Source organism: Cupriavidus sp. UBA2010, from assembly GCF_002335265.1.
Taxonomy (GTDB): domain Bacteria; phylum Pseudomonadota; class Gammaproteobacteria; order Burkholderiales; family Burkholderiaceae; genus Cupriavidus; species Cupriavidus metallidurans.
In genome coordinates this window covers 200,663-225,688 of record NZ_DDCI01000017.1, presented here as the reverse complement: position 1 = coordinate 225,688, position 25,026 = coordinate 200,663, and the positions used below count along the sequence as shown (strand labels likewise).

The 25,026-nt window shown below is 62.8% G+C and carries 22 protein-coding genes; 9 read left to right on the top strand and 13 right to left on the bottom strand.

The genetic code is table 11. The features are described from left to right. Positions 1-294 precede the first annotated feature (294 nt). Positions 295-906, top strand: coding sequence for a hypothetical protein (locus B2246_RS13665; protein WP_051705398.1), 612 nt, complete (start codon positions 295-297; stop codon positions 904-906). Positions 907-1,121: 215 nt separating this feature from the next. After that, positions 1,122-1,385, top strand: a complete 264-nt coding sequence (locus tag B2246_RS13660) for a hypothetical protein (RefSeq protein ID WP_035882868.1) — start codon at positions 1,122-1,124, stop codon at positions 1,383-1,385. A 256-nt stretch (positions 1,386-1,641) separates the two neighbouring features. On the opposite strand, the gene mprA is transcribed toward B2246_RS13660, so the two are convergent. From mprA to B2246_RS13620, 8 genes are all read right to left on the bottom strand, one after another. Then, a complete protein-coding gene (gene mprA / locus B2246_RS13655; protein WP_286882387.1) occupies positions 1,642-3,342 on the bottom strand; it encodes an MprA protease, GlyGly-CTERM protein-sorting domain-containing form in 1,701 nt (566 codons plus the stop codon). Between the two features lie 366 nt (positions 3,343-3,708). Continuing rightward, positions 3,709-4,746: a Bug family tripartite tricarboxylate transporter substrate binding protein gene (locus B2246_RS13650; protein WP_035882871.1), complete on the bottom strand. Its 1,038-nt coding sequence runs from the start codon at positions 4,744-4,746 to the stop codon at positions 3,709-3,711. A 119-nt stretch (positions 4,747-4,865) separates the two neighbouring features. Beyond that, positions 4,866-5,777: an HpcH/HpaI aldolase/citrate lyase family protein gene (locus B2246_RS13645; protein WP_186425747.1), complete on the bottom strand. Its 912-nt coding sequence runs from the start codon at positions 5,775-5,777 to the stop codon at positions 4,866-4,868. A gap of 43 nt (positions 5,778-5,820) precedes the next feature. Next, a complete protein-coding gene (locus tag B2246_RS13640; protein ID WP_286882388.1) occupies positions 5,821-7,062 on the bottom strand; it encodes a CaiB/BaiF CoA transferase family protein in 1,242 nt (413 codons plus the stop codon). After that, positions 7,059-7,544 (bottom strand): MaoC family dehydratase, encoded by a 486-nt coding sequence (locus B2246_RS13635; RefSeq protein WP_286882389.1) that lies wholly within the window; start codon positions 7,542-7,544, stop codon positions 7,059-7,061. The genes B2246_RS13640 and B2246_RS13635 overlap by 4 nt, the downstream gene beginning before the upstream one ends. Beyond that, complete coding sequence (locus B2246_RS13630) at positions 7,541-8,755, bottom strand: acyl-CoA dehydrogenase family protein (protein WP_234707005.1); 1,215 nt, start codon at positions 8,753-8,755, stop codon at positions 7,541-7,543. The genes B2246_RS13635 and B2246_RS13630 overlap by 4 nt, the downstream gene beginning before the upstream one ends. A gap of 26 nt (positions 8,756-8,781) precedes the next feature. Then, on the bottom strand, positions 8,782-9,318 hold the full coding sequence (locus B2246_RS13625; protein WP_051705400.1) for a MaoC family dehydratase: 537 nt from the start codon (positions 9,316-9,318) through the stop codon (positions 8,782-8,784). Beyond that, positions 9,315-10,697, bottom strand: a complete 1,383-nt coding sequence (locus B2246_RS13620; protein ID WP_286882390.1) for an MmgE/PrpD family protein — start codon at positions 10,695-10,697, stop codon at positions 9,315-9,317. The genes B2246_RS13625 and B2246_RS13620 overlap by 4 nt, the downstream gene beginning before the upstream one ends. Before the next feature lie 198 nt (positions 10,698-10,895). Between B2246_RS13620 and B2246_RS13615 the strand changes: the two genes are divergently transcribed. Next, positions 10,896-11,843, top strand: coding sequence for an HpcH/HpaI aldolase/citrate lyase family protein (locus B2246_RS13615; protein ID WP_286882391.1), 948 nt, complete (start codon positions 10,896-10,898; stop codon positions 11,841-11,843). A 28-nt stretch (positions 11,844-11,871) separates the two neighbouring features. On the opposite strand, the gene B2246_RS13610 is transcribed toward B2246_RS13615, so the two are convergent. Together B2246_RS13610 and B2246_RS13605 are read right to left on the bottom strand one after the other, a co-directional pair. Continuing rightward, positions 11,872-12,609, bottom strand: coding sequence for an IclR family transcriptional regulator (locus B2246_RS13610; protein ID WP_035882875.1), 738 nt, complete (start codon positions 12,607-12,609; stop codon positions 11,872-11,874). Between the two features lie 179 nt (positions 12,610-12,788). Continuing rightward, positions 12,789-14,492 carry an AMP-binding protein gene (locus B2246_RS13605; protein WP_008643985.1) on the bottom strand — a complete coding sequence of 568 codons (1,704 nt, stop codon included), beginning with the start codon at positions 14,490-14,492 and terminating at the stop codon, positions 12,789-12,791. A gap of 1,196 nt (positions 14,493-15,688) precedes the next feature. Between B2246_RS13605 and fur the strand changes: the two genes are divergently transcribed. Next, positions 15,689-16,162 (top strand): ferric iron uptake transcriptional regulator, encoded by a 474-nt coding sequence (fur, locus tag B2246_RS13600; protein ID WP_186425750.1) that lies wholly within the window; start codon positions 15,689-15,691, stop codon positions 16,160-16,162. Positions 16,163-16,282: 120 nt separating this feature from the next. Continuing rightward, positions 16,283-16,639 carry a hypothetical protein gene (locus B2246_RS13595; RefSeq protein WP_286882392.1) on the top strand — a complete coding sequence of 119 codons (357 nt, stop codon included), beginning with the start codon at positions 16,283-16,285 and terminating at the stop codon, positions 16,637-16,639. 13 nt (positions 16,640-16,652) lie between these two features. Here the strand turns inward: B2246_RS13595 and B2246_RS13590 are convergent, their stop codons facing one another. Continuing rightward, positions 16,653-17,564: a DMT family transporter gene (locus B2246_RS13590; RefSeq protein WP_186425751.1), complete on the bottom strand. Its 912-nt coding sequence runs from the start codon at positions 17,562-17,564 to the stop codon at positions 16,653-16,655. Positions 17,565-18,100: 536 nt separating this feature from the next. Between B2246_RS13590 and B2246_RS13585 the strand changes: the two genes are divergently transcribed. Next, entirely contained in the window at positions 18,101-18,436 is a 336-nt protein-coding gene (locus B2246_RS13585) for a PadR family transcriptional regulator (RefSeq protein ID WP_008643977.1), read from the top strand. Between the two features lie 180 nt (positions 18,437-18,616). On the opposite strand, the gene B2246_RS13580 is transcribed toward B2246_RS13585, so the two are convergent. Next, positions 18,617-20,362: a putative bifunctional diguanylate cyclase/phosphodiesterase gene (locus tag B2246_RS13580; RefSeq protein ID WP_317915399.1), complete on the bottom strand. Its 1,746-nt coding sequence runs from the start codon at positions 20,360-20,362 to the stop codon at positions 18,617-18,619. An 18-nt stretch (positions 20,363-20,380) separates the two neighbouring features. On the opposite strand from B2246_RS13580, the gene B2246_RS13575 reads away from it, so the two are divergent. Beyond that, positions 20,381-22,369: a sensor domain-containing diguanylate cyclase gene (locus B2246_RS13575; protein WP_035882878.1), complete on the top strand. Its 1,989-nt coding sequence runs from the start codon at positions 20,381-20,383 to the stop codon at positions 22,367-22,369. An 87-nt stretch (positions 22,370-22,456) separates the two neighbouring features. Here B2246_RS13575 and B2246_RS13570 read toward each other — a convergent pair whose 3' ends face one another. Further along, the gene (locus tag B2246_RS13570; RefSeq protein ID WP_008643973.1) at positions 22,457-22,828 is read right to left on the bottom strand and encodes a hypothetical protein; all 372 of its coding nucleotides are present in this window, start codon (positions 22,826-22,828) and stop codon (positions 22,457-22,459) included. Positions 22,829-23,038: 210 nt separating this feature from the next. On the opposite strand from B2246_RS13570, the gene B2246_RS13565 reads away from it, so the two are divergent. Beyond that, positions 23,039-23,389, top strand: coding sequence for a four-helix bundle copper-binding protein (locus B2246_RS13565; RefSeq protein ID WP_008643972.1), 351 nt, complete (start codon positions 23,039-23,041; stop codon positions 23,387-23,389). 165 nt (positions 23,390-23,554) lie between these two features. Next, positions 23,555-24,958, top strand: a complete 1,404-nt coding sequence (fumC, locus tag B2246_RS13560) for a class II fumarate hydratase (RefSeq protein WP_286882396.1) — start codon at positions 23,555-23,557, stop codon at positions 24,956-24,958. The last annotated feature ends 68 nt before the right edge of the window (positions 24,959-25,026 follow it).

Here is a 25,026-nt window from a genome sequence, read left to right as displayed (position 1 = left end):
CCGATCGTCACGCACCAATACGATTAGCTGGCTTGTGACAAATTGTGATAGCTAGATCTCTATTCGGAAATTTCAGATCTAGAATTCGGAATATTCCGAGTCATTAATGCTTATCCGCATGGTTCGGATCAGAACGACCGCTACCACGCCGGGGGCATTTCATGCGCGAACCGCCATAGATTTCCAATCAGTCTGCATGACTACATGAAGGGCAACTAACGCGACACGCCATGGATGCCAGGCGAGTCGACGTGATGCCCGGATTTCTCGCAATTCACTATCGGAATAGCCATCATGCTTAACCTGTCGTCTCAGGTCGAGCGGGTATCGTGCGCCCGTATTTCCCTCGTCGCTTTCATACTTCCCGTATTCGTCACGCTTGCTACTGGATGCGCGGCAACAGCGGTATCGGCGGCCGAGACCAGCACAGAGCAGAACGCGGAACTGACCGCAGAAGTAAGCACGAACGCAGCGACCACGGATTTGGATGCGGATAAAGCAAGTCGCAGTTTCCAAAAGCAATTCTGGATCAATCCGGGATTCATCTCGCTGCATTTCACCAAAATTGAGGAACGCAATCCACTGAATCTCGGATTCGGGGCAGAGTGGCGCTTCAACGAAGACACCGGGATTATCGCCGGGACATACGTGAACAGCGTGCGGAAGCAATCCACCTATGGCGGCGTCAGCTGGCAACCGATCACCCTCGGCCCTACTCAGCTCGGCGCTGCCTTGGGTGTGATACGTGGATACCCCAAACTCAACCACGGTAGCTGGGTTCCGATGATTCTGCCGACACTCAGCTACGCCTATGGCAGGTTCGGGTTCAACCTTGTTCTCGTGCCGCCATTGGGAGACAAGAACGTCGGCTCCCTGTCGCTGCAACTGAAGTTCAAGGTATGGTGATCGGGGTCCACGCGAACGTCGCTGCATTATTTGTTTTCGCCAGATCGCCCTTTCCGAACCGAGCTTGTTGGGTTCAGCGCAGCATGGTTGCAATTAGGACAAGTACGTCAGCACATTGTGAATACTCCTGAATTCACCGTCAGTACTCATTCCTACAATGCAAGGCTCCATTCACCGAATGCGTTCCCTCATATGAGCTGCCTCAGGAGCACGGAATGACCACGAGAACCCATCAACGCAGCCTGTACGAGAGGGTTTTCCTGTATCTGAACCGGCGTCCGGGCCAACGCTTCGCTGCTTGTCAGCTGGCCAGGGCACTTAATGTGCGAACCATCATGATTCTGGATGCCATCGACATTCTCTCCGAACAGGGAAGAGTTGCTGCCGAACCGCTCACACCGGAACAGCTTGGATACTTTGTAGCACCAGCACAGACGAATCAATGCTCCACGTGCAGTAACGGGATCGACAAGAAGTAGATCCTTCACAGAAGGCGCACGCTGCAAGCGCAAAAAAAGACGCCCATCTTCGAGATGGGCGTAGCGGGAAAAGATCGTTGGGGTCAATTCAACGAATCTTCCAGCGGGTCGGGTAACCCGCCGGCAACGTCAAGTATCCGTTTTGGCAATGAGCGCATCAATCGGACACGTCCGGTTGATGCCATGGAAGAATCCGAATGCATTCCTCTGTTCGCCGATGAGCGCGGGCCCGACGATCTTCTTACTGCGACCGCCCTCACGTGGCGCCCCGACCCGCGCGCCACGCACATCGGCGCTGCGCAAATCCCGCTAATCCAATCATCAGTAGCGCGGCGGCACTCCACGGCGCAAATGCACCGCCACCTCCGCCACCTCCGCCACCTGCCCCATTGCCGTTGCTGTTGCCACCACCACCCCCGTTGCTGCTGCCGCCACCGCCGGTGGGGGGCGCCGGTGGCTGGGTTGTCGACGTCGCCGCCGAAGCTTTGGGCGCCGCTGCCAGCGCCGCGTCGGCATCAAGCAACCCCGCGCCACAATCGCCGACATTGTTGCCTGTTGCGCAGTACGTATTGGCGGGATGCGGACGCGCTGTTGCCTCCAGCACCGAAGTGACTAGCGCTGGGGTCAGCGCCGGATTCTGCGCCAGCATCATCGACACCACCCCTGACACGATGGGTGCGGCGAAACTTGTGCCTTGAGAGCCGACGACCGAATATGCTGTGGGCCCAGCCGCACCGCTGTTGCTCAGTGTGGCGATGTACGACATGCCGGCGGGTGACGCACATGTGGCAACGCCGCCCGACACGCTGAGCCTGGAGGTGCCACAGCCTCCGCCTGGCGCGCTGATTGCCACCTCCGGCCCGACATTGGCATAGCTCGCGTTCTCCCCGTCGTTGGCGTGTGCCGTTACCGCGATCACGCCAGTGCAATCGGCCGGGGACTCGACGGCGCCCGAGGAGTTGCCCGCCGCCGCCACCACGATCACGCCAGCGGCATTCAGATCGTTGATGGCCTGTTGCTCGAAGCTCGAGCACGTTCCTCCACCAAGGCTGATGTTGACCACGCGTGCGGGTGTAGGATTTGGCGGCACGTTGGGCACGCTAAGCCCGCCTGCCCAGCGCATGCCGTCGATAGTGTCGGAAAGCAAGGCACCACAGCGGCCGGATACCCTTACTGGTTGAATACGCGCATTCCAGTCGACCCCAGCAATACCTTGCCCATTGTTGGTGATTGCGCCGATGACGCTTGCCACGCGCGTGCCGTGCCAGGTGCTATTGGATGCGCCGCTACCGTCCGGGCAGGTGGTGCCGCTCGGCACGTAGTCCCCCGGATCGGTCGGGTCGGCATCGCGGCCGTCTCCGTCCTGCGATACGTCAGTGGGCGTGATGAAGTCGTATCCCGCAACGAGTCGCCCGGCAAGGTCTGGATGCGGCAGGTAGCCAGTGTCAACGACTGCCACCACGACGCGGCTCGCGCCACGCGAGCGATCCCATGCGCGCGGCAGGTTGACGCCACCGGCCGAGTTAGCTGGTGCGCCCATGTAGGGCAACTGATAGCTGAAATCCGGATCGTTAGGAACGGTGTCGTGTAGCCGCAGCCACCGGTCCGGTACGGCATCGGCAACGCGTGGGTCATTTCGCAAGCGCTTCGCAACGGCCTCAGGGCCTTCGCCACGGCTGTCCTGGATTGCCAGCAATTGCATCGTTCCGCTCATCGGGCGCTTGACGGCGATGCCGAGCCCGGTATTCGATTCGACGCGGCGTATGCGTGCGGTGTCTCCTGCGGCATCGATCGTGGTACTACCATCGCGCCAACGCACGATGTAGTTGCCGGTGTAGGTCGCAACGCTCGCGCCAGCGGCTGCCGGAAAGGCAACGCCAGACAGTGCGACGCCAGCGACAATCATCAGGGCGAGCTGGAGCGATCGGGGGCAAGCCTTTGACAAGGTGAGCGGCATCTGGATTCCTGTGTGGGGACGCGATGCCGGTTAATCTTTACGCGAATACGACGCACGGCATCGCATCACCTTACACAGCCGCCCCCGCGCCTCACACCGGGCGTTTCTGAATCAAGATACGGAAACTTCCTCGCCGGGGATCGTGACATGCCATCAATGGGAGGAACTGGCGCGGAGATGCGCGCATTGTCGGCATGAAAAGACCGCCCAGCGAACACTGGGCGGGGAAGGGGAGTTGCGGCGCCAATTGGGGAACTGGCGAAACCGCGTCTTGAACATATCAGACCGGAAGTTTCTGGCCGATTTCAACGAGATTACATTTTCGTCAATCGCAAGGGGAAGGCATGCCCCGGAACTCACCAAACATCACTCCATCTTCAATCCCACCGCCTTCGTGACGGACTGATAGGTCGGCCAGGAAGCGGCGATAAATTGCCGCAGCGCATCACCGGTCAGGGGCGTATCCTGGCTGCCGAGTTGTTCCCGAACGTTCCTGACCGCCTCCGATTCCGTCATCGACTGCCGCACGAGCATCGCCAGGCGGTCGACCACGTCCTTGGGCAACCCGGCGGGACCGAGCAGCATGTTGCACTCCGCCAGGTTCGCGAAGATCGGATCGTTGATGCCTTCATCCACCCAGGTCGGCACGCCCGGCAGCTTTGGGGAGCGCGGACCGGAGATGATCAGCAGCGGCTTGAGGCCACCTGCGGCCAGACCGCCTGACATGCCCAGCAATGATCCGGCGCCGATGTCGATATGACCAGCCAGCAGGTCACCGATCATCGCGCCGGTGCCCTTGTAATTGATGATGTCGAGTTGGGCGCCGGTCAGCTTCTTCAGTTGGGTGACCATCAACTGCCATCCCGAGCCGATGCCATAGTTGCCCACGCTGACCGGCCGCTTCTTCGCCAGCGCGATCAGCTCCTTGAACGAGTTCGCCTGCAATCCTTTCGTGGCGACCATCACACCCACGCCAGTGCTGATGGATGCCACGGGCGTGAGATCGCGCGATGGGTCGATCGGCGGCTTCTTCAGCAGCACAGGTGCCTGCGCCAGTTGACTGTGCAGGGTGCACAACAGCGTGTAGCCGTCTGGCTTGGATCGCGCCACGGCTTCAGCAGCGATCATGCCGATGCCGCCGGGCTTGTTCTCCACGACAACCGGCACATTCAGCCTGGATGAGAAAAACTCCGCAAACGCACGCGACGTGCTGTCGTTTGAGGAGCCGGGCGCTTGCGCGGCGATGATGCGAATTGGGCGCGAGGGCCAGTTTTCGGCGAACGCACGATTCGGCGATAGCCATGGCAGTGCCGCCGAGGCAGCGGCGGCACCCAGCAGCCGGCGCCGCCGCTCATCGACGACATGTGTGTGCACGCGACTGTCTGCGCGAGATGGAGTGTGCATGGATGGTCTCCCTGAAACGTCAGCAACTTCAGGTAGGCGCCGGTAGCGATAGGTGGACGACACACCGGCGCTCCTGTCGGCCACGGCGATCTGCCACGGCCGGGCGGAGATGCGGCCGGCTACATGCCGATCAGGTCCGCGCGTTGCACGAGGTTCCTGACGATGCGAACCGAAGCGATGTCGATCATCTTGCCTTCGTACTGAACCGCGCCCAGTCCCTGCGCCAGGGCCTCTTCGTAGGCACGCATCATGTCGCGAGCGCGCGCGACGTCGTCGGCGATCGGGGAGAACACCTCTTGCGCTAGCGCCACCTGTGAGGGATGGATCGCCCACTTGCCCACCATGCCAAGGATCATGGCCCGGCGTGCTTCCTCCCGATATGTTTCGGGGCTGCGGAAATCAGCAAACGGACCGTCGACGGCGTCCAGCTTGTTCGCGCGCGCGGCGATGGTCAGCCGCTGGCGCTGGTAGTGCCAGATATCGCCGGGATAACCGCCGCTGCCACCGATATCGCGCATGGACACACCCTGGCTGGCCGAGTAGTCGCCCATGCCGAAGATCAGGCATTCCAGCCGGGGCGTGGAAGCTGCGATGGCCTCCACGTTCATCATCGCTTCCACCTCTTCGATCAGCACATCGATGCCAATACGGTGCGGCAGCCCAAGTTTCTTTTCCATCATCGACAGCAGCTTGTCGACGAACTGCACATCGGCGGCGGACATCGCCTTGGGCAGCATGATCACGTCGAGATTGCGGCCGGCGCCTTCCACAACTTCGATGATGTCCTCGTAGGCGTACTCGGTGGTCAGGTCGTTGACCCGCACACAACGCGTGGTACGGCCCCAGTCGAGACCATTGAGCGCATCAATGATCTTGCGCCGGGCCGGACGCTTTTCGCTCGGCGCCACCGCGTCCTCCAGGTCGAGAAAGACGAAGTCCACGCCCATTGCGGCGGCCTTCGTCATCATCTTCTCGCTCGAGCCCGGCACGGATAGCTGGCAGCGGCGGAGCCGCTTGGTTCGTTCCTGCATGATGAGTGTCTCCTGCTAGTGGTAATAGTTTTGTCTTGCGTACCTACTGCACCACGCCGCCCGCACGCAGCGTGGCGATCTCTCCGGTATCGAAGCCGAGGTCGGCGAGCGTGCGGTCGGTGTGCTCGCCGATCATGGGCGCGCGACGCCGCACGCCGCCCGGCGTCTTGCTCATGCGAACCGGACTGCCGGCGATGGTCAGCCCACGTGTCGCGCCTGGCTGGTCGACCTCGACCAACATCTCTCGGGTGCGGAAGTGCGAGTCGTCGAAGATGTCCGCGGCATCGAAGACCGGGCCGAACGGCACATCCCCTCCAAGCAAGTCCGCGAGTGCATGCTTGGTATGAAGTCGCGTCCAGTCGCCGACGGCCTGCTCCACCTCCTGCCGATGCGACACGCGCAGTTCGTTGCTGGAGAACCTGGGATCATCGGCCCATGCGGGATTACCCATCCGCTCCACCAGGAGCTTCCAGAAACGATCGTTTGGGACGCCCAGGCTCACATGGCCGTCGCTGGCGGGAAAGATGCCGAACGGACAGAGCAATGGGTGACCATTGCCCTCCGGCCCGGGTACCTTTCCTGTGACGCTGAACTGGAACACCATGCGTTCGCACACGGCCAGCACGGCATCGGTCATCGCCACATCGACGAACTGGCCACGCCCGGTGCGCTGGGCGTGCCAGCATGCGGCGGTGATGCCGTAGGCCAGGAACATCGCGGGCACGATGTCGCCAACTCCCGGGCCAATCTTGGTGGGTGGCCCGCCACGCTGCGGACCTGTGATACCCATGATGCCGCCCATCGCCTGCGCCACCGGGTCATAGGCCGGCCATCCGGAATAGGCACTCTCACCGCTGCGCGGATCGCCGAAGCCACGGAGTGCCGCGTAGACCAGCCTTGGGTTCTCCCGGGCCAGACGCTCGTAGCCCAAACCGAAGCGCTCCATTACGCCGGCGCGGTAGTTCTCGACCAGCACGTCCGCGCTGCGCACCAGGCGCAGCAATGTCTCGCGCCCCGCCGGTTGCTTCAGATCGAGCACCAGCGATTCCTTGTTGCGGTTGATGGAACCGAAGTAGGCACCAAACCCACCCGATTCCATTTTCACCGCGCCGTCGAGGTGTGGACCATTGCGCCGGGTGTTGTCGCCGCCCGGCGGCTCGATCTTGATGACGCGCGCGCCCTGGTCGGCCAGCATCATCGAGCAATATGGACCAGCCAGCATCTGCGTCAGGTCCAGCACAAGCAGGCCGTTGAGTGCTCCAGTCGCGCCGGACTCGCCACTCATTTCTCACCCCAGTGGCTCTTGCGTTTGATCAGCGCCTTTCGCTCGGTCTGCACGCACAGCTTGTCGTCCTGATTGATGCCGTAGTGACGAAAGTGAACGATGCCGGCGTCTTCGCGATCGGCAGCCTCCCGTCCGACCACCTCGGTGAACGCGTAGAGCGTGTCGCCGTGGAACACCGGATGCGACAGGCGGATCTTGTCCAGCGTCAGTTCCATCAGGCAGTGCTCGGCGGTGTCCTGCGCGGCCAGGCCCAGCACCATCGACAGGTTGATCCCGCCGAATACCACGCGCTGCGTGAAGATGCCCCCGGCGCGCCGCATGGCGTCCTCGTTGAAATGTCCCTCTGCCGTGTTCATGACCATGTTGGTCAGCATGACGTTGTCCATCTCCGTCACCGTCTTGCCACGGGCATGGCGGATCAACATACCGGGCTCGAAGTGTTCGAAGTAACCATCTGGACTGGTGAGCGCCGCGAGCTTCATGCTGCCTCCTTTCCGTGTCGGACCTGACCGCTATAGGCGCGGCTGGCGATCATGGCTTCCACCTCCGATTTGCCGAGCAGGCTGTTTGCAATGATCCGCTGCTGGATCTCCGAAGTTCCCTCGAAGATCTTGGTCAGCCGCGCATCGCGCCAGTAACGCTCCACAGGGAACAGCTTCGTGTAACCCGCGCCACCGAAGATCTGTAGCGCGGTGGACGTCACGCGCTCGGCCATCTCGGAGGCAAAGTACTTCACCATCGACGCCTCCTTGTCGCAGCGCCGCCCACTGTCGATCTCGTTGCAGACGAAGTAGAGCAACTGCCGCGCGGCTTCGATTTCGGTGGCCATGGTGGCGATCTTGAAGCGGATGGCCTGGTACTCGGCGATCGGCATGCCGAACTGACGACGCTCCAGCGAATAGGCGATCGCGTCTTCCAGCGCCCCTTGCGCCAGCCCGATGGCCCGCGCAGCGGTGTGAGCGCGCGCGCCTTCAAGACCTTTCGCCATGATGAGGAATGCCTTGCCTTCTGGCCCCATCAGGTTACGTTTTGGCACGCGCACGCCATCAAGCGCGAGCTCGAAGGTCTTCCAGCCGAAGTACCCGATCTTCGGGATCGGAGAGCCGGTCATCCCCGGCGGAAAGCTTCCACGCGGTTTCTCGATCATGAAGCACGAGATCCCTTCCCAGCGCTTGTCGGGCGCCGGGGGTGCGGAGGTGCGCGCGAACAGGATCAGGTAGTCGGCGCCGTCGGCGAACGTGCACCAGTACTTGTTGCCCGTCAGAACCCACTCGTCGCCTTCCAGTACTGCGCGGCACGAGATCGAGGCCAGATCGGAGCCCGTGTCCGGCTCGGACAGCGCGCTGGCATTGAGGAACTCGCCGCGCACCACACGGGGCAGGTACGCTTTCCGCATGTCTTCCGGCATCGACTTCATGATCCACCCGCCCTGCGCCCGTGCGACGATCGATGCCACCGACATCCAGCCGCGCGACAGCTGCTCGCAGATCAGGCAGTACTCGAAGATGCCAAGCCCAAGGCCGCCGTAGGCCTCCGGAATGGTGATGCCGAAGTACCCCATCTCCGCGAGCTTGTCGCGCAGGGACATTGGAATCTCCGCATCCGGGCCGTCCAGCGCATTGGCCACCGGCAGCACTTCCTTCATCGTGAACTCACGCGCCGCATCGCGGATCATGCGGCGCTCTTCTGTCATGTATCCCAGACCATCTCCCGACATGCTTATCCCCTCATCCTGACCAGATTGGATCGTTTGAACTCGATGACTGTTTCGCCTTGCTGATTGGTGCCGTGCGTGTGCCATGTCACGATGCCGTAGCCGGGCCGATTGCTGGCGGGCCGGCGTGACACGACCTCCGAACTGGCGTAGAGCGTCTCGCCGGGATAGACCGGCTTGAGGTACGCCAGCTCATCCACGCCCAGAAATGGGCCACCGCCTTCGGACAGGTCTTCCACCGAGAGGCCGAAGACCGTGTTGAACACCAGCAGCGGATTGAGTGGCACGCCCGCATAACCGTTGGCCTGCGCCACCGCGTCATTGGTGTACTGCGGGTTGTAGTGCAACGTCAGCACCGAGAACATGGTGTTGTCCGCCGCCGTTACCGTACGGCCCCAGTGGTGCGCAAAGCGCAGGCCTGGTTCGAAGTCCTCGTAGCGGTTGCCGCGGACGCGTAGCTGGGCGTCCCGCCTCAGGCGTGCGACAACCGGGTCGACGGGGTTCTCAGTCGCGAGACCGGCTTTTGATTGAGTGGAGGTCATTGGATCGCCTCGAACAAGGGTTCAACGGAAGGGAGCCGGTCCAGCGACTCGATCGCGGACACCAGCTTTGCGAATTTCGCCGCGCCCACGCGCGGCACGACGATGGCGCGCGCCTTGTCGACCAGGAGTTGCCACTGCAATGCGAGATCGGTGGCCGGGACCGCGACGTTGGCTTGCGCGCGAATCGTGCGGCCGTCGCGCGTCACGATCTGCACGGTGGCAGCATTACGATCCGGGCCCTGCACCACCTCCAGCGCGATCCGCTTCCGTGCCTTGACGTAGCGCGGCGCGCACGCGGTTTCGGGTGAGTACAACGCGAGCGAAGCGGTGGGCGCACCATCCATGGCCAGCGCCGCGAGATGCTGGATCGCGAACTTGATCTCCAGGCCGGACTGCGGATTGGCGATGTCGCACACGCCGCGATGTGGGCCGGCCACGAAGATGGTCATTGCCTCCAGTGCATCCAGATCGATCTGATGCTCACGGCACGCGGCACGCACAGCCTCGATGGTCGAGTGCGTGAGGTAGCAGGAGGCATGGAACTTGAACAGCGTGCGTTCGATGGCCATGCTCGTCCGCCGTTCGAACGCATCCGGAAACACCGGTGCGGCATGCGACTGCGTGCTACCGAAGCCCTGCGAACATTCAATGCCGTTCGGATTGGCGGTAAAACCACGTGCTGCCAGCCGGGCGGCCATCACGCCGTTCATGGCCGCCTTGCCCGCGTGCAGCGGCTTGGCCATCGTGCCGAACATGCACTTGAGCCCCGCGGCCTGTGTCGCGGCCAGTCCCAGCGTGTGCGCCGTGGTGGTCGGATCCAATCCACTCAGCCTGGCACACGCTGCGGCCGCGCCTAGCGTGCCCGTTGTGCCGGTGGGATGCAGGCCCAGCTGATACTGTTCCGTGCCCACGATCTCACCAATCCTACTTTCCACTTCGTGCCCCACCACGAGCGCGCGCAGCAGGTCCTTGCCACTGGCGCGGGTGGCCTGCGCCATTGCCAGCGCCGCGGGCGCCACGGGTACGGTCGGGTGGCCATGCATCGCCGAAGCAACGTCATCGAAGTCGAGGGCGTGGCCGGCCGAGCCATTGATCAGCGCGGCCTGCGCCATCTCCGCGCGGCGCGAACTGCCCAGCAGCGCGCAAGGCAGTGCGGCCTGGCTGGCGTACTCTGCCGTGAGCATTTCCACGAGCGGCTCACTGGCAGCGGCGATGGTGACCGCGACCCAGTCGAGCATGGCATGTCGTGCCCACTCGAAAGCTGGCTCGCCGATCTCCGCATCGTCGACCGTGCTGATCCAGGTGGCCATTGCCTGGGTAAAGCCAGTGCCAGTGCCGCTGCCAGCAGTGGCTTTATCGATGGTGTTGTCAGTTTCCACTCGGAGGCGACCCGTGGTGGCGGGCGCTGGGTTGTTGTCGATGGGCTTGAGTATTGGCAATTGGCCGCGGGCGTGGCATCACATATGTGATGGTTCCGGATTGCGCCGATCCATCACATATGTGATGAGCCACGACAATCCCGCGGCGGAAACTTGCATCAGCGTTCGATTGCGATCGCAAGCCTGGTTGCGGCCTCCGTGTCATCCTTGATGCCTGCGCCGTTCTTCATCACTCACTACCCCATGACCATGAACACCACCACGCCTCGCCGCTCCGTGCTCTATGTGCCCGCGAGCAATCCACGCGCCATCGAGAAGGTCCGCAACCTGCCTTGCGATGTCATCGTGTTCGATCTGGAGGACGCCGTGGCGCCCGCCATGAAGGCCCAGGCCCGCGAGAACCTGATCGCCGCGTTCGCGGCGCAGCCATTTGCAGTGCACGAGACCGTGATTCGAGTGAATGCACTGGGAACGCCCGAATTCGACGCGGATCTTCGCGCGGCCGCCACGTGCCGCGCGGATGCCGTCTTGTTGCCGAAGGTCGACACCGGTGCAGATCTGGAGACATTCGCCACCGCGGTCGGCAAGCTTGTGGACGGCCCCGCGCCCCGGCTGTGGGCCATGATGGAGACCGCCTGCGCCATCCATCATGTCGACGACATTCTGCGTGCCGGCAAGGACAGCCGGGTCTCGCTCGCGTGCCTGGTCGTCGGTACCAACGACATCGCGAAGGAAACCGGCGTCTATCCCGGCGACAATCGCATGTATCTGGTGCCGTGGCTGATGTCCATCGTGCTCGCGGCCAAGCGATATGGCATCGAGGTGCTGGATGGCGTGTGGAACGACTTCGGCGACCGCGCGGGCTTCGACAACGAGGTGCTGCAGTCAGTGCGGATGGGTTTCGACGGCAAGACGCTGATCCACCCTTCGCAAGTCGAGCCCGCCAACCGGGCGTTCACGCCGTCAGACGCCGCGATTGCCGATGCGCGCGCGATCGTGGCCGCCTTCGCGCGTCCCGAACACGAAGCGGCGGGTGTCATCAATCTGGATGGACGCATGGTCGAGCGCCTGCATCTGGAACAGGCGACGCGACTACTGACCAAGCTGGATGCGATTCAGACACGCAGTCAGCAGTTGCCCGGCTAACTGGTTGATTCTTCCCGGACAGCGGCGCTCAGCAGTCCTGCGCCACCGCGAGCACGGCGGCCAGCAGCTTCTTGCGCCGCGCGTGCAGCCGCGCCACCGGGCCACCGGTGCCGATGCCGAGCCACTGTCCTCGTATCGGCGTCGCCACAAGCGTGGCGATCACGCCGGCCCCCGGGGAGGCAAGACTGGCCGATTCGTAGTACCCCTGCCGACGTGCCTGCTCGATGGCACGCATGATCTCGGCGGGCCGCACGGCTGACTCGCCAGCAGGAACCTCGGCATTGAATCGGCGCAGCATCCGTCCGATCTGTTCGTCTTCCATCCGGCTCATCAGCATGATGCCGATGGCGGTGCGATGCATCGGCCGGATGGTGCCGGACGATACCGACAGGCGGAGCCCCTGGCTGGATTCGATAACGGAGAGGTACTGCAGCATATTGCCGCTCTGGCGCCCCAGCAGCACCGTCTCGCCGGTCTCGCTCGATAGCCGCTGCATCGCGTCGTGGACGGAGGCGCCGGCGCCCTGCTTTCGCGTGGTCCATCCGCACATGAATGCCACCCGGACGGAGGGGCAGTAGCTGCGCATCTGCGCGTCGAACTCCATATAGCCGCGCGCCACCATCGTTCGCAGCAGCATGGAAACACTGGACTGGGGAACGCCAAGACGCTCGGCAATCTCGCCAACGCGCAGCGGCCGGCGCACGCGTTCAAACAACTCCAGCAGGTCGAACACACGATCCGCGGATTTGACCGTCCTGTTATCCATCTGAGCGCCCCGTGATATCAGCGAGGCGTCAAGTTTAAGCCCGGATCAGGGGTGATGGAACCGGGAAAACCAGACCGCGCCGGGTGCCTGCCGTCGGCACGAAATCGCAAGTTCGGCTAGCGGAGTGCGGTTCCTGATCCGCCCTCCGCGGGTCTTGCCACGCCATCAGTCAACATCAGTCAACGCAAGTCGGGGAAATCTTCTTCCCAGTATTCCCCGGGCATCCTCGACGACTGATCCTCGCGCTCCATCTCGCGGCGGCGGAGGTCAACGCGCCGGATCTTTCCGGAGATCGTCTTGGGTAGCTCGCTGAACTGCAGCCTGCGAATCCGCTTGTACGGGGCAAGCTTCTCTCTCGAAAAGCGGAATACTGCCCTGGCCAGTTCGGGGCCCGCCTCGTAGCCCTGGCGAACCGTGACATAGGCCTTTGGTACATACAGCTTCACCGGGTCTGGGCTCGGCACAACGGCGGCCTCGCCAATGGCTTCGTGTTCGATCAGGACGCTCTCCAGTTCGAATGGACTCAGCCGGTAGTCCGATGCCTTGAAGACATCGTCCGCACGACCCACGTAGACAAGGTACCCGTCGTCCCGGCGCATCGCGATATCGGACGTGTGATAGAAGCCATTGCGCATGGCTTCCGCAGTCGCCTTCTCGTTGTTCGAATAGCCCGCCATCAATCCAAGCGGGCGGCTGGCCAGCGAGAGGACGATCTCGCCTTCGTTTGCGAGATGATCATCCGGATCCACCAGATCGACACGGTACCCGGGAAGCGGCCTGCCCATCGAGCCGGGCACGACGGGCTGACCCGGCGGGTTGCCGATCTGGCAGGTAGTCTCGGTCTGCCCGAATCCGTCGCGAATGGTGATGCCCCACGCGCTCTGCACCCGCTCGATGATTTCCGGGTTGAGCGGTTCTCCTGCCCCGACGATCTCGCGCAGCTTTACCGCATACGAAGCCAATGGCTCCTGCACGAGCATTCGCCATACCGTGGGCGGGGCGCAGAGCGTGGTTACGTTGCGTTTCACGAGCACGTCCAGCGCATCCCTCGGAACAAAGCGGGCGAAGTTGTAGATGAAGACGCACGCCTGGGCATTCCAAGGCGCGAAGAAGCAACTCCATGCGTGCTTGGCCCATCCCGGGGAACTGATGTTCCAGTGGATGTCTCCGGGCTGCAGCCCAATCCAGTACATCGTCGACAAGTGGCCAACTGGATAGCTCTGATGCGTGTGTTCGACCAGCTTCGGTTTCGATGTCGTGCCCGACGTGAAATACAGGAGCAGCAGATCCGTCGCGCGAGTCACCCCGTCCGGGACGAAGGTTGGCGACGCCTGATACGCGTCGCCGATGTGATGCCACCCGGCGACACGCTCGCCCACCGCGATACGGGTGACACTCGCGTCAACGCCGTCGAATTTGCCCAGCTCCGCACCGTCAACCACGACGAACCGCGCCTCGCCGAGTTGCACGCGATCACGAACATCGTCGGGAGATAGCTGGGTCGTGGCAGGCAGCACGACGGCACCGAGCTTCATCGCCGCCAGCATGACGTCCCACAACTCGACCCGATTGGGCAGCATCAGGAGGAGCCGGTCGCCGCGCGAGACACCTACGCCACGCAGGTAGTTGGCCATGCGAGAAGACCGTTCCGACATCTCCCTGAAAGACAATGGCGCGCCCGCATCATCGGGGCTGTCCACAATCCAGAGTGCGGGATTGTCGTTTCCCCGAGCCATGACGTCGAAGTAATCGAGCGCCCAGTTGAATTCGCCGAGCTGCGGCCAGGCAAATTCCCCGTATGCGCGTTCGTAGTCCGCGCGATGTCGCAGCAGAAAATCCCGTGCGGCGACGAATGCCGCAGCTCCTGATGCCCCGTCTTTCATCCTTGTCTCCTGGTTGGCGCGGTAGAGCGCTCTCGAATGGACAACGAATTACCAATACATTGAACGGTGCGCGGCATTCCAGCCAACACCCAGCAGTACCCCGCCGCCACGCGTGGGCGACTGGCATGAAGTCGCGCTGCAACAACGTTGAAGTATAGGTTCGGGGGTTGGCGCTGGCAGCCGGGGAATACCAGCGTGTCTGGCGGGAATGAACTAGCCAGAACTTGCTTCGGCTTCCGACTGCGGTCGCGTCGATGAACTTGGCCCGGGATCCAGTCCAGGGATGCATTCTCTACTATGCGTCCGCCCCGGGGACGGCCGCTCTAGAGGAGCCAGCGCAACGGCTCGGCGACCACGTGGAACAATTGGGCAAGCACGGAAGTTACCTCGGTGTTCGAGACCTTTGCATAGGCAAAGATGATGACACTGGCGGATATGAGAGCGGCGCAAGCCGATTTGAGATTGTCACCCACAGCGCATCCTACGAATGTCAGGACGACGGCGCACTGCGCTTTGCCGCCCCGCCATCAACGCGGATTCGATAGCGGCATGGCAAGCATGCAGAGCGGGCTCTTGCCCAGGAACCCGGCAAGTATTGCCATTACTACGCTCGCTCGAATGGCAAGATCTGTGCGCTAGCAGCCAGAAGGCCGGAGCATGTTCGGTCTGAACACGTTCGGACAGTCGGAAACGGCACGACAAGCGGCAATGCCGCAGTGGGGCGAGTGTCGGCGAATCCGCTGCTTGATACCGGCCCTACCTATCGGACCGCAAACCCCGATCGAAAAAATCCCTTGTAATGAGATCGATTCCCATTTACTATCCGATCACTGTCTGACGCGCGGCGAGTCGCCGGGACCGGACAGTACAAGATTTCAGAGCGTCGTCTTCGGCTGAAACCAGGCTCGCGACGCCCGATACCGACTTTTGTGGGGACCGCTCCGAAACACGGAGCGTTTGGTAGTAGCCAGTTGCAGGAAGATCGGGAAAACAACCAGACCCCGTTTTCCCGATCGCGTCATCCAGCAACAAGCCAGGCCACCTTTTTATTCCGCGCGCCGTCCAGGCACGGCGCGCCGCCCGGGACGATGCAACACGCGCCGGACCGGGCGTCTTCCGCCTGACCTCTTCTTTCCCGTTCCATTCCAGGCCCTCGCCTGGTTCCATTGCACCGCCCGCTCGCGGGCGAGATCCGCATGATGACCTCCAACGTGAATGCCGATGTAGTCCCACTCAAGCGCGCTGGCCTGAGGGCCACGTCTCCGCGCATGCACGTGCTTGAAGTATTCCGCGCAAGCGAACGCCGCCACCTGAGCGCGGAAGACGTCTATCGGACCATGCTTGAACTGGGCATCGATGCCGGGCTGTCGACGGTCTATCGGGTGCTCAACCAGCTCGTGCAGGCGGACATCCTGTTACGCCACAGCTTTGAATCCGATCATGCTGTCTTCGAGCTCAACGAGGGCGGTCATCACGACCATCTGATCTGTCTGGAATGCGGCCGCGTCGAGGAGTTTCGTGACGAGGCGATCGAGCAACGCCAGAAACAGGTGGCGGCGCGCAATGATTTCGTGCTGCGCGAGCACATGCTGGTGCTGTATGGACTCTGCCCCGATTGCCAGCAGTCACGCATTGGAGCAGTGGAAGCAGACATCGGCGCGGGGCGCTGAAACCCCGGATGTTGCTTACAGAATAGCCAGTTTCCGTTACAAACACGCGCGAATGGTAATACGCCACATGGGTAGAGTTGAGGTGTAGCAACTCACGCCTTCTGGTGAAGGCTGAAGACCATGAACAACAAGCGTCCTCTCTACTTTTCGATTTTCCTCGCTGGCGCAGCCGCGCTCGCTGCCTCCGCCTCCGCAATGGCTCGCATCGATATCGGCGTCAGTCTCGGCGTGCCCGCGCCGGTGGTGGTCGCTCCCGCACCCGTCGTTGTAGCTCCCGCGCCCGTGGTGGTGGCACCCCCACCGCCCGCCTATATAGCGCCGCCCCCTCCGGTCGTCTACCGCCCTGGCCCGCCGGTCTATGTGGCGCCGGCAGTTGTCGTCGGCTGGCACGGGGATCGTTATTGGGACGGCCGCCGCTGGTATGACCGCCGCGAGTACCACGCCTGGCACCATCACGACGACTACTACCGCCGCTGATCCAGCGTGACGATCACGACCGGGCCGGCGCCGGCGCCACTGCCGGCGCGGCGGGTCGCAATACCAGCCAGACCGCCACGCCAATCAGCGCCATCCCGGCGGCGTGGGCCCATGACAGCGATTCCCCGAGGAACATCCAGCCCCAAACGATGCCGAACGGCGGGATCAGGAAGGTCACGGTCAGCGATTTGACCGGACCCAGGTCGGCAATCAGCCGGAAGTACAGCACGTAGGCGATCGCGGTACAGAACATCCCGACCGCGAGCATCGCCGCCCAGACGCCAGGGCCCGCAGCCGGCAGCGTGTTCTCTCGCCACAGCGCGACCGCGCTGAAAGGCAGCAGGAACAACGTTGCGCCCACCAGGCTGCCGGCAGCGACCAGGCGACTGTCCAGACCGCCTCGAGCAGTGATCCACCGGCGCGTCAGGAAGCCCGCCAGTCCGTAGCATGACGTTGCCACCAGGCAAGCCAGCGCGCCGAGCAACACCTCGTGCGAGAACACCACCGGCCCCGTCCGCGTCAGCACGCCGACACCCGCCAGCCCCATCAGGACACCAGCCGCCTTGGCACGCGTCAGCTTTTCGGCAAAGAACAGCGAGCCGATCAGCACCCCCATCAGCGGTGTCATCGCGTTAAAGATCGCCGAGTACCCGGCTGGCAACCAGAGCGCAGCGATGGCATACATCACGAAAGGAATGCCCGAGTTGATGATGCCGAGGATGATCACGGCACGCCACTTGCCCTGCATGTCCCATTTGAGCCCGAGCATCGGAAGGCAGGCGGCAAGCGTCACGGCACCGATCAGCACCCGGAAGAATGCCGTCGGCAGCGGCCCGAGCACGGGGGCACCAATGCGGATAAACAAGAAGCTGGCGCCCCAAATGGCCGACAGCAGTAGAAGACGGATCAGGTCAGCGGGTCTCATTGGTTTATGAAATGCAATGATCAAACCGAAAAACATCAGACCGTTGCTGATATGCGACAAAATCAGCACATTGGTCGATGCGGCGCGGAGCAACGGCTCCACGGGAAGGTATTAAAGCGCTGAAACTGGCAAGCAGCACGCTGGATTCGGACATTCCCCTGCTGGACGAGGGGATGTCTTTGCTGCGCCGCAAAATCATCGAAATCGCATCGTAAAGGGCAGAAATGCGGCGATTGTTGCGCTTCCGCCGCAAGTTACTTTCGATTTCCTTTCGTAATCACCCCTCAAATGTAGGGGGCACTAGCACAGGGCGTGACATCGCGTATTCGATTCCTTTAAAATCTGTACTGCGCCAGAGTTAATTGACCCCTCCGACGCATTCCCGACAAGCCGCCAGGCAATCCTGGCGGCTTCTTTTTTTGTCGCGACGAAAAGTTGTATCGTATGTCACAGCAGGGCCACATACAGCAACTGGCGTATGGTGCACGTTGCGTTCCCGCGTCAACCATCAGCCCCCTTACAGCGTTGCCAGCGACATGAAACGACAGTTCCTCGGCTTGCTCGCCCGCGTCTACGTCATGCAATTCGCCATGGAGGTGCCCGCCACCGTGGCGATGCTTGCGGAAATGCTCATGGATTACGGATTCCAGGTAGACATCGGCTCCGTACGACCTCTGCTGCGTGCGCTGCAGATGGAGGGTTATCTCGAAAGCGTCCTGCGCGACGGTATCGGGCGGGTTTACCTGCTCACCGAACTGGGGCGTGAAGAGTTGGCCACCAGCCGCACACGGATCGACGAGTTGTATCGCCGACTCCACAATCCCGTCGCCGAGACCGTCGCCATGGCACCGGCGACCGTTTCCCACACCTGATTCCTGATTCCCAAGCCACGCTTGAATGACGAAACCGGCACGCCGCGCCAGCGGCCTGCCGGTTTGTTTGTTTGGGTGGGATCGAACGTCTCAGCCACCGCGTATCCACCCGATGCGTGCGTAACGTTGCGTACCCGTTTCTGCGGACGCCCGCGGCGTGCCAGACGTCATGCCGCCATGTCAGGCCGCAAGCACGTCCGCATTGGCCAGACTGCTATCGCCACGCAGGATCTGACGCAGCGTATCCAGTCCAACCGGCTGGCTGAACAGGTAGCCCTGCACGGCATCGCACCCTTCGGCGCGCAGGAAATCGAACTGCGCTTTTGTCTCCACGCCCTCGGCCACCACCTGCAGATGCAACTGGCGCCCGAGCGCGACGATGGCCGCGGCCACCGCCCGGTCGTGTCCTGGCACGGCGAGATCATCGACAAACGACTTGTCGATCTTGAGCTTGCTGATTGGCAGGCGGGTCAGATAGCCCAGCCCGGAGTAGCCCGTACCGAAGTCGTCGATCGAAATCCCCACGCCCAGCTGGCGCACCTGCCGGAGCGTCTCGACGGTGGTCTCGCTGCCGTCGACGAGAATGCCCTCGGTCACCTCGATGGTCAGACTGGCGGCCGGCAGCCCGGAAGCGCGCAACGCCTGCGCGACGGCCGCCGGGAAACTTGCCTGACGCAATTGCAGCGGCGAAATATTGACCGCGACATCGATATCGCACCCCAGTTCCTGACGCACCGACTGGATATCCTGGCAAGCCTTGCCCAACGCCCACTCGCCAAGCTCGCTGACGAGCCCGCACTGCTCGGCGATCGGGATGAACTCAGACGGCTGCATCACGCCGCGCTCGGGGGTCTCCCAGGCGATCAGGGCCTCGACCCCGAGCAGCGCCAGCCTGGAAACGTCGACGATCGGCTGGTAGCGCAACCGGAACTCCCCCTTGGCCAGCGCGCGACGGAGCAACCCCTCGATCGTGAAGCGCGTCCGCGATGCCTCCGCCATCTCGCTGGCAAAACGCCGCAGTTGGGCGCGCCCGCCATGCTTGGCGGCATACATCGCCGCGTCGGCCGATTTCATCAGGTCCGTCAGCGAATTGCCATCCTGGGGAAAGATCGCCATGCCGAGCGAGGGCGTGACGCGAACATGTTCGCCCGCCAGTGGCAGGTCCTCGGACACGCGCGCAAGAATCTTGGCGGCCACCAGCTCGGCTTCGCCATCGAAGCGCAAGTCGCCAAGCGCCACGGCAAATTCGTCGCCGCCCATGCGCGCCACCACATCGCGGGGCCGCACCGCGCCGCGAATGCGGTCGGCAATGGTCCTCAGCAGGTCATCCCCCACGGGATGGCCGAGCGTTTCATTGATATGTTTGAAATGGTCGAGGTCAAGCAACAGCAGCGCCACACCGCTGCCACGACGGCGCGCTTCCGCGAGCAGTACTTCGCATCGCTCATGCAGTTCCGACCGGTTTGGCAGCCCCGTCAGCGCATCGTGCTTCGCCATGTGGCTGATATAGGCATCCGCGAGCGTCGCTTGCTTGCGCGCCTCCTGGCGCTCGCGCCGAAGACGGCCTGCGAGCCATCCCGCCAGCATGACAGCAGCCGTCGCGAGTAGCAGCGGAAGCCAGACGAGCGGTGACAGGAGCGGTTGCATGAACGAAGGAATGAAACAGCAGTGGAGGCGTTGTGGGCCCTTTCCCTGGCGAAGGACACCCGAAGAACACCGTGTCTGGCGCACTATACCTTGTGTGCCTGCGCCCGCACAGTAGCGGCCGGTTCGCTTCCGATGACAAGAGACGCATGGAACGCAGGCTGTCAAACCCGATTTCTCCGGGCTTTCATCATCAGGCGAACGTGATAACTTACGTTCGCCAGCAACCAGACATGCGCGACGCGCTGGCTCCAGCGAACTCACAGGCTTTCGATGCCACATCGACTCCGTGACACTCACATGCCCCGGTTACTGCCGTCGCTCAAGGTACGCATTGCGCTGATCACCACGGTGCTTGCCGCCATTCTCGGCGGAGGCATCGTCATCGGCTCGCTCTACTTCGCCCATCTCGATCTCGAAGACGCGCTGCAGAACCAGCAGGACTCCATCGTCAAGCTGTCGGTGGACCAGCTCGACACCGCGATGGACGACCGCATCGAGCTGCTCTCTCACCTGGCACCGCAACTGCGCGACACGCTCGCTTCCGCGCATGACCAGCCACACGATGCCGTACGGGCGGCGCTACAGCAGGCAATCGACCGCACGATACCGATGCCCGAGGCGTTCAATGCCGTGATGGTCGTCGACGCGGCTGGCACAGTCCTCACCATGGACGGCAAGCCCGTCGAAGTGGGTGACCGCGCCTACTTCCTTGAGGCCATTCGCACGCGCAATGTCGTGGTTGCCGCGCCGATCCGCTCCCGCGTCGGCGGCTATGTGGGTGTCCTGGTGGCGGTACCGGTGCTCTCGTCGTCCGGTGAGTTCCTGGGCGTCGCGGGGGGCTGGCTCAACCTTGCCAACTCGAACTTCCTGGTGGAAATCGCCAACAACCGGCTGGGCACCACGGGCTTCTACTGTCTGGTGTCGGCCGGCAGCGAACCCGTCTATGTCCAGCATCCGGACCCCACCATGGCGCGCAAGCCCGCCCGCGCCATTGGCGAGACCTGCGGCGTGGACGATCACAGCGCGCCACTGGAATTTCTCACGCCGACCCGACCCGTGATCGCCCGCCGGCTGATGGCAAGCACAGGCTGGGAACTCGTGGCCGTGATGCCGGCGCAGGAAGCCTACGCGCCGCTGCGCCAGATGCAGCGGCGATTCCTGATGATGTCGGCCATCGCCTTGTCGGTGGTGGCGCTGCTGATCTGGCTGGCGGTGCGTCAGTTACTGACGCCGCTTTCGCGCCTGCATCAGGTGGTGCAGGCGAGCGCGAACGACCTGGATGCATTTCAGCGCTTGCCAAAGCGACCGCACCGCGACGAGATCGGCGATGTCACCGGCGCCTTCATCCGCCTGATGCGTGACATGCGCCAGCGCGGACTGCAACTGGCACGCAGCGAACGGCGGTTGCGCGCGGTTACCGACACGCTCCCGGCACTGCTGGCCTTCATCGACAGCGACGAGCGCTACGTCTTCAACAACATCGCCTACGAACGAGTATTCGGTATGTCGCTGGATGAAATCCAGGGCAAGACCGTGCGCGAAGTGCTGGGCGAGGAACGCTACGCACGCGCCCAGCCCTTCCTGCAGCGCGCACTGCGGGGCGAGGAAGTCAGCTTCGAGGCCGAGTATCACTACCCGCATCATCACTGGATGGAAATGAACTATCGCCCGGAATGGGGCGAGGATGGCCGGCAGGTGGTGGGCGTACACATTCACGTGGAGGACATCACGCGGCGCAAGGTGGAGAATCTGCGGCTGTCGCATATCTCGCGAACGGACCACCTGACCCAACTCCAGAACCGCAACGCCTTCGAAAGCCATTTGCGGGACGCAATGACGCTGAGCCGTGCCGAGCAGCAACTGATGGCCCTGCTCTATCTGGACATGGATCGCTTCAAGGCCGTCAACGACATCCACGGCCATGCCACCGGCGATCTCCTGCTGCAGGCATTCGCGCTGCGTCTGCGGCGCTGTGTGCGCGAGAGCGATCATGTCGCGCGCATCGGCGGGGACGAATTCGCGGTGATTCTCGAGGACATCGGCACGCCAGCCACGGCGCAGCGAATTGCCAGCGCGATCCTGGAATCGGTCGGTCGGCACTTCTATTTCGATGGAATACTGGCCGACGTCGACGTGAGCATCGGCGTGGCGCTCTACAAGGGCACGCCGATCAGCGAGGAAACGCTGATGCGGCAGGCCGATGTGCTGCTGTATCGCGCCAAGGCCCTGGGCCGGGGCCGCTATGAAATCGGCCCTGCGGAACTGCTGGCAGACGCTGGGGCCTGACCCACTTTCGGCGCTGAAAGCCGCCTGACAGTGTCAGAATTGGCTGGCCGGTGACGCTAGCGCTGGAGCCAGAGCTGGGGCCGCTGCTCAGTGCTTCGTAGATTCGTCGGAAGCGTCCGACGCCTGGGGCGCATCCGCGTCGAACGGCACATGGCGGCCGTCCGCCGACTGGTAGCCGAGCTTCGCGTTCTCGCCCATCATCCTCTCGTAGGCCAGCATGGCCTCGGCCACGGCCTTAGACTCGCCCTTGAACACGACCACGTCGTTGCCGCAGTTCGGGCATTGACCGCCGAATACCGCGTCGATGCCGTGCAATCCCGGCGCCGGGATGGCATCGAAATTGGTGAACGACGTCTTGCAGGCCCCGCAGACCAGTTGTGCCGGCCGCAGTGCATCGACGCGCGCACGCGCCTGTTGTGCCCGTTCCTCGGGCGTTCCCCGCCGTTTTGCCTCACCCATGATGCTGTCCTTTCTGACTGCCTGTTTTCGTCTACCACTGCCTTCTGCGCGCTTCGTCGGCCAAACCCCAGTCAAAGGATTCATCCAGACTCCGCCAGCGCATGGCACGGGCGTGCCATTGTAGACCAGTACGCGTGTCCGGCACGACCACGATACGCCTGCTATTGTGGATAACGGTTGCCTACCACCTACCCCCCAAGGAGGACACCGATGATTCGACCCACCGTGCAGGAGAATTTCTCCCGTTACGCCGACTGTATCGCAGCCTGCAATGCCGCCGCCGCCGCATGCCTCAAGTGCGCGGCCGCTTGCCTGGAGGAGCCCGACACGAAGAAGATGACGCGCTGCATTGCGCTCGATATGGATTGCGCAGGCATCGCCAACCTGGCCGCGTCCTACATGCTGCGCAACAGCGAGTTCGCGCCTCTGGTCTGCGAAGACTGTGCCGAAGTGTGCAAGTGGTGCAAGGAGGAATGCGAGCGCTATGACCATTGGCATTGCCAGGAATGCGCCAAGGCCTGCGCCGCCTGCATGGAGATGTGCCTGAAGATGACTGCCTGAAGCGCCCCGTCCCAACCTGACCAGGCAACCGCCGCCGGCGTGCATCCATGCACGCACCGGCGGCAGGGACTTTGTTCCAGTACACGGCGGATATCACACCAGGCGGCTATTCTTGCAGATCGTACTCAGCACTTGCTGCGATCCCTTTCCTGAAGGAGTCCGTCCATGTCCGAGAAGTCGTCCGCCACCCGCATCGAGAAAGACAGCCTTGGAGACGTCGCCGTCCCAGAGGATCATCTCTGGGGTGCCCAGACCGAGCGATCGCGTCAGAATTTCCGAATCGGCAGCGAAAAAATGCCGCCGGCGTTGATCGAGGCGTTCGCAATACTGAAACTGTGCGCGGCCCGCGCCAACCGGGAACTCGGCGTGCTCAAGCCCGATCTGGCCGATGCCATCGAACGTGCCGCCGAGGAAGTGATCGCCGGCAAATGGCCGGGCGAGTTTCCGCTCTCCGTTTGGCAGACGGGCTCCGGCACCCAGACCAACATGAACCTGAATGAGGTCATCTCCAACCGGGCCATCCAGCTCCTGGGCGGCGAGGTCGGCAGCAAGAAGCCGGTGCATCCGAACGACCACGTCAACTGCAGCCAGTCTTCCAACGACAGCTTTCCGACGGCGATGCACATCGCGGCCACGCGCGCGATCCAGCAGACGCTGCTGCCTTCGCTGGAAAAAATCCAGCAGACTTTCGCGAAGAAGGTCGAGGCGTTCGACGATATCGTAAAGGTCGGCCGCACCCATCTGCAGGACGCCGTGCCGCTGACGCTGGGCCAGGAATTCTCCGGCTACATGACGCAGGTGGCCGATGCCCAGTCGCGCCTGCAACAGGCCATGCTGCGCGCGATGCCGGTGCCGCAGGGTGGCACGGCAGTCGGCACCGGACTCAACGCGCCGCCGGGATTCGCCGTCGCCTTTGCCCGCGCGCTGGCCAACTACACCAGCCTGCCGTTCGAGCCTGCGCCAAACCGCTACGCGCTGCAAGCCGCCCACGATGCGCTGGCCGACCTGTCCGGCGCGCTGAACACCACGGCTTCGTCATTCCTGAAGATCGCCCGCGATTTCATGCTGCTGGGCTCGGGGCCCCGTGCCGGCTTTGCCGAACTGCAATTGCCCGCCAACGAGCCCGGCTCGTCGATCATGCCCGGCAAGGTCAATCCGACGCAGGCTGAGGCCTTGGCGATGGTCTGTTGCCGCGTCATCGGCAATCACACGACGGTGACACTGGCAAACAGCCTCGGCACGCTGGAACTCAATGCGTACAAGCCAGTGATCATCTACAGCCTGATGCAGTCCGTCACACTGCTGGCCGACGCTGCATCGAGCTTCGCCGAACATATGGTCGAAGGCGTGGAACCCGATCGCGCGCGCATTCAGGAACTGCTTGAGCGCTCGTTGATGTCGGTGACCGCGCTCAACCCGCATATCGGCTACGACAAGGCTGCCGAGATCGCGAAGCTCGCGGTCAAGAAGAACCTCTCGTTGCGCGAGGCCGCCATCGCATCGGGCCACGTCACCAACGAACAATTCGATCAATGGATCGACTTCAAGGCAATGACGAAGGAAGTCTGAGAGCCGATCAGGAAAGCGAACGCGCCATCGAGATGGTGGAAACGAAAAGGCCAGGCCAGTGAATGCAT

What these genes read in the sequence shown, in the direction of transcription:
- B2246_RS13665 (WP_051705398.1), top strand. Translation starts at nt 295, where the DNA reads ATGCTTAACCTGTCGTCTCAGGTCGAGCGGGTATCGTGCGCCCGTATT.
- B2246_RS13660 (WP_035882868.1), top strand. Translation starts at nt 1,122, where the DNA reads ATGACCACGAGAACCCATCAACGCAGCCTGTACGAGAGGGTTTTCCTG.
- mprA (WP_286882387.1), bottom strand. Translation starts at nt 3,342, where the DNA reads ATGCCGCTCACCTTGTCAAAGGCTTGCCCCCGATCGCTCCAGCTCGCC.
- B2246_RS13650 (WP_035882871.1), bottom strand. Translation starts at nt 4,746, where the DNA reads ATGCACACTCCATCTCGCGCAGACAGTCGCGTGCACACACATGTCGTC.
- B2246_RS13645 (WP_186425747.1), bottom strand. Translation starts at nt 5,777, where the DNA reads ATGCAGGAACGAACCAAGCGGCTCCGCCGCTGCCAGCTATCCGTGCCG.
- B2246_RS13640 (WP_286882388.1), bottom strand. Translation starts at nt 7,062, where the DNA reads ATGAGTGGCGAGTCCGGCGCGACTGGAGCACTCAACGGCCTGCTTGTG.
- B2246_RS13635 (WP_286882389.1), bottom strand. Translation starts at nt 7,544, where the DNA reads ATGAAGCTCGCGGCGCTCACCAGTCCAGATGGTTACTTCGAACACTTC.
- B2246_RS13630 (WP_234707005.1), bottom strand. Translation starts at nt 8,755, where the DNA reads ATGACAGAAGAGCGCCGCATGATCCGCGATGCGGCGCGTGAGTTCACG.
- B2246_RS13625 (WP_051705400.1), bottom strand. Translation starts at nt 9,318, where the DNA reads ATGACCTCCACTCAATCAAAAGCCGGTCTCGCGACTGAGAACCCCGTC.
- B2246_RS13610 (WP_035882875.1), bottom strand. Translation starts at nt 12,609, where the DNA reads ATGGATAACAGGACGGTCAAATCCGCGGATCGTGTGTTCGACCTGCTG.
- B2246_RS13605 (WP_008643985.1), bottom strand. Translation starts at nt 14,492, where the DNA reads ATGAAAGACGGGGCATCAGGAGCTGCGGCATTCGTCGCCGCACGGGAT.
- fur (WP_186425750.1), top strand. Translation starts at nt 15,689, where the DNA reads ATGATGACCTCCAACGTGAATGCCGATGTAGTCCCACTCAAGCGCGCT.
- B2246_RS13595 (WP_286882392.1), top strand. Translation starts at nt 16,283, where the DNA reads ATGAACAACAAGCGTCCTCTCTACTTTTCGATTTTCCTCGCTGGCGCA.
- B2246_RS13590 (WP_186425751.1), bottom strand. Translation starts at nt 17,564, where the DNA reads ATGAGACCCGCTGACCTGATCCGTCTTCTACTGCTGTCGGCCATTTGG.
- B2246_RS13585 (WP_008643977.1), top strand. Translation starts at nt 18,101, where the DNA reads ATGAAACGACAGTTCCTCGGCTTGCTCGCCCGCGTCTACGTCATGCAA.
- B2246_RS13580 (WP_317915399.1), bottom strand. Translation starts at nt 20,362, where the DNA reads ATGTGGCATCGAAAGCCTGTGAGTTCGCTGGAGCCAGCGCGTCGCGCA.
- B2246_RS13575 (WP_035882878.1), top strand. Translation starts at nt 20,381, where the DNA reads ATGCCCCGGTTACTGCCGTCGCTCAAGGTACGCATTGCGCTGATCACC.
- B2246_RS13570 (WP_008643973.1), bottom strand. Translation starts at nt 22,828, where the DNA reads ATGGGTGAGGCAAAACGGCGGGGAACGCCCGAGGAACGGGCACAACAG.
- B2246_RS13565 (WP_008643972.1), top strand. Translation starts at nt 23,039, where the DNA reads ATGATTCGACCCACCGTGCAGGAGAATTTCTCCCGTTACGCCGACTGT.
- fumC (WP_286882396.1), top strand. Translation starts at nt 23,555, where the DNA reads ATGTCCGAGAAGTCGTCCGCCACCCGCATCGAGAAAGACAGCCTTGGA.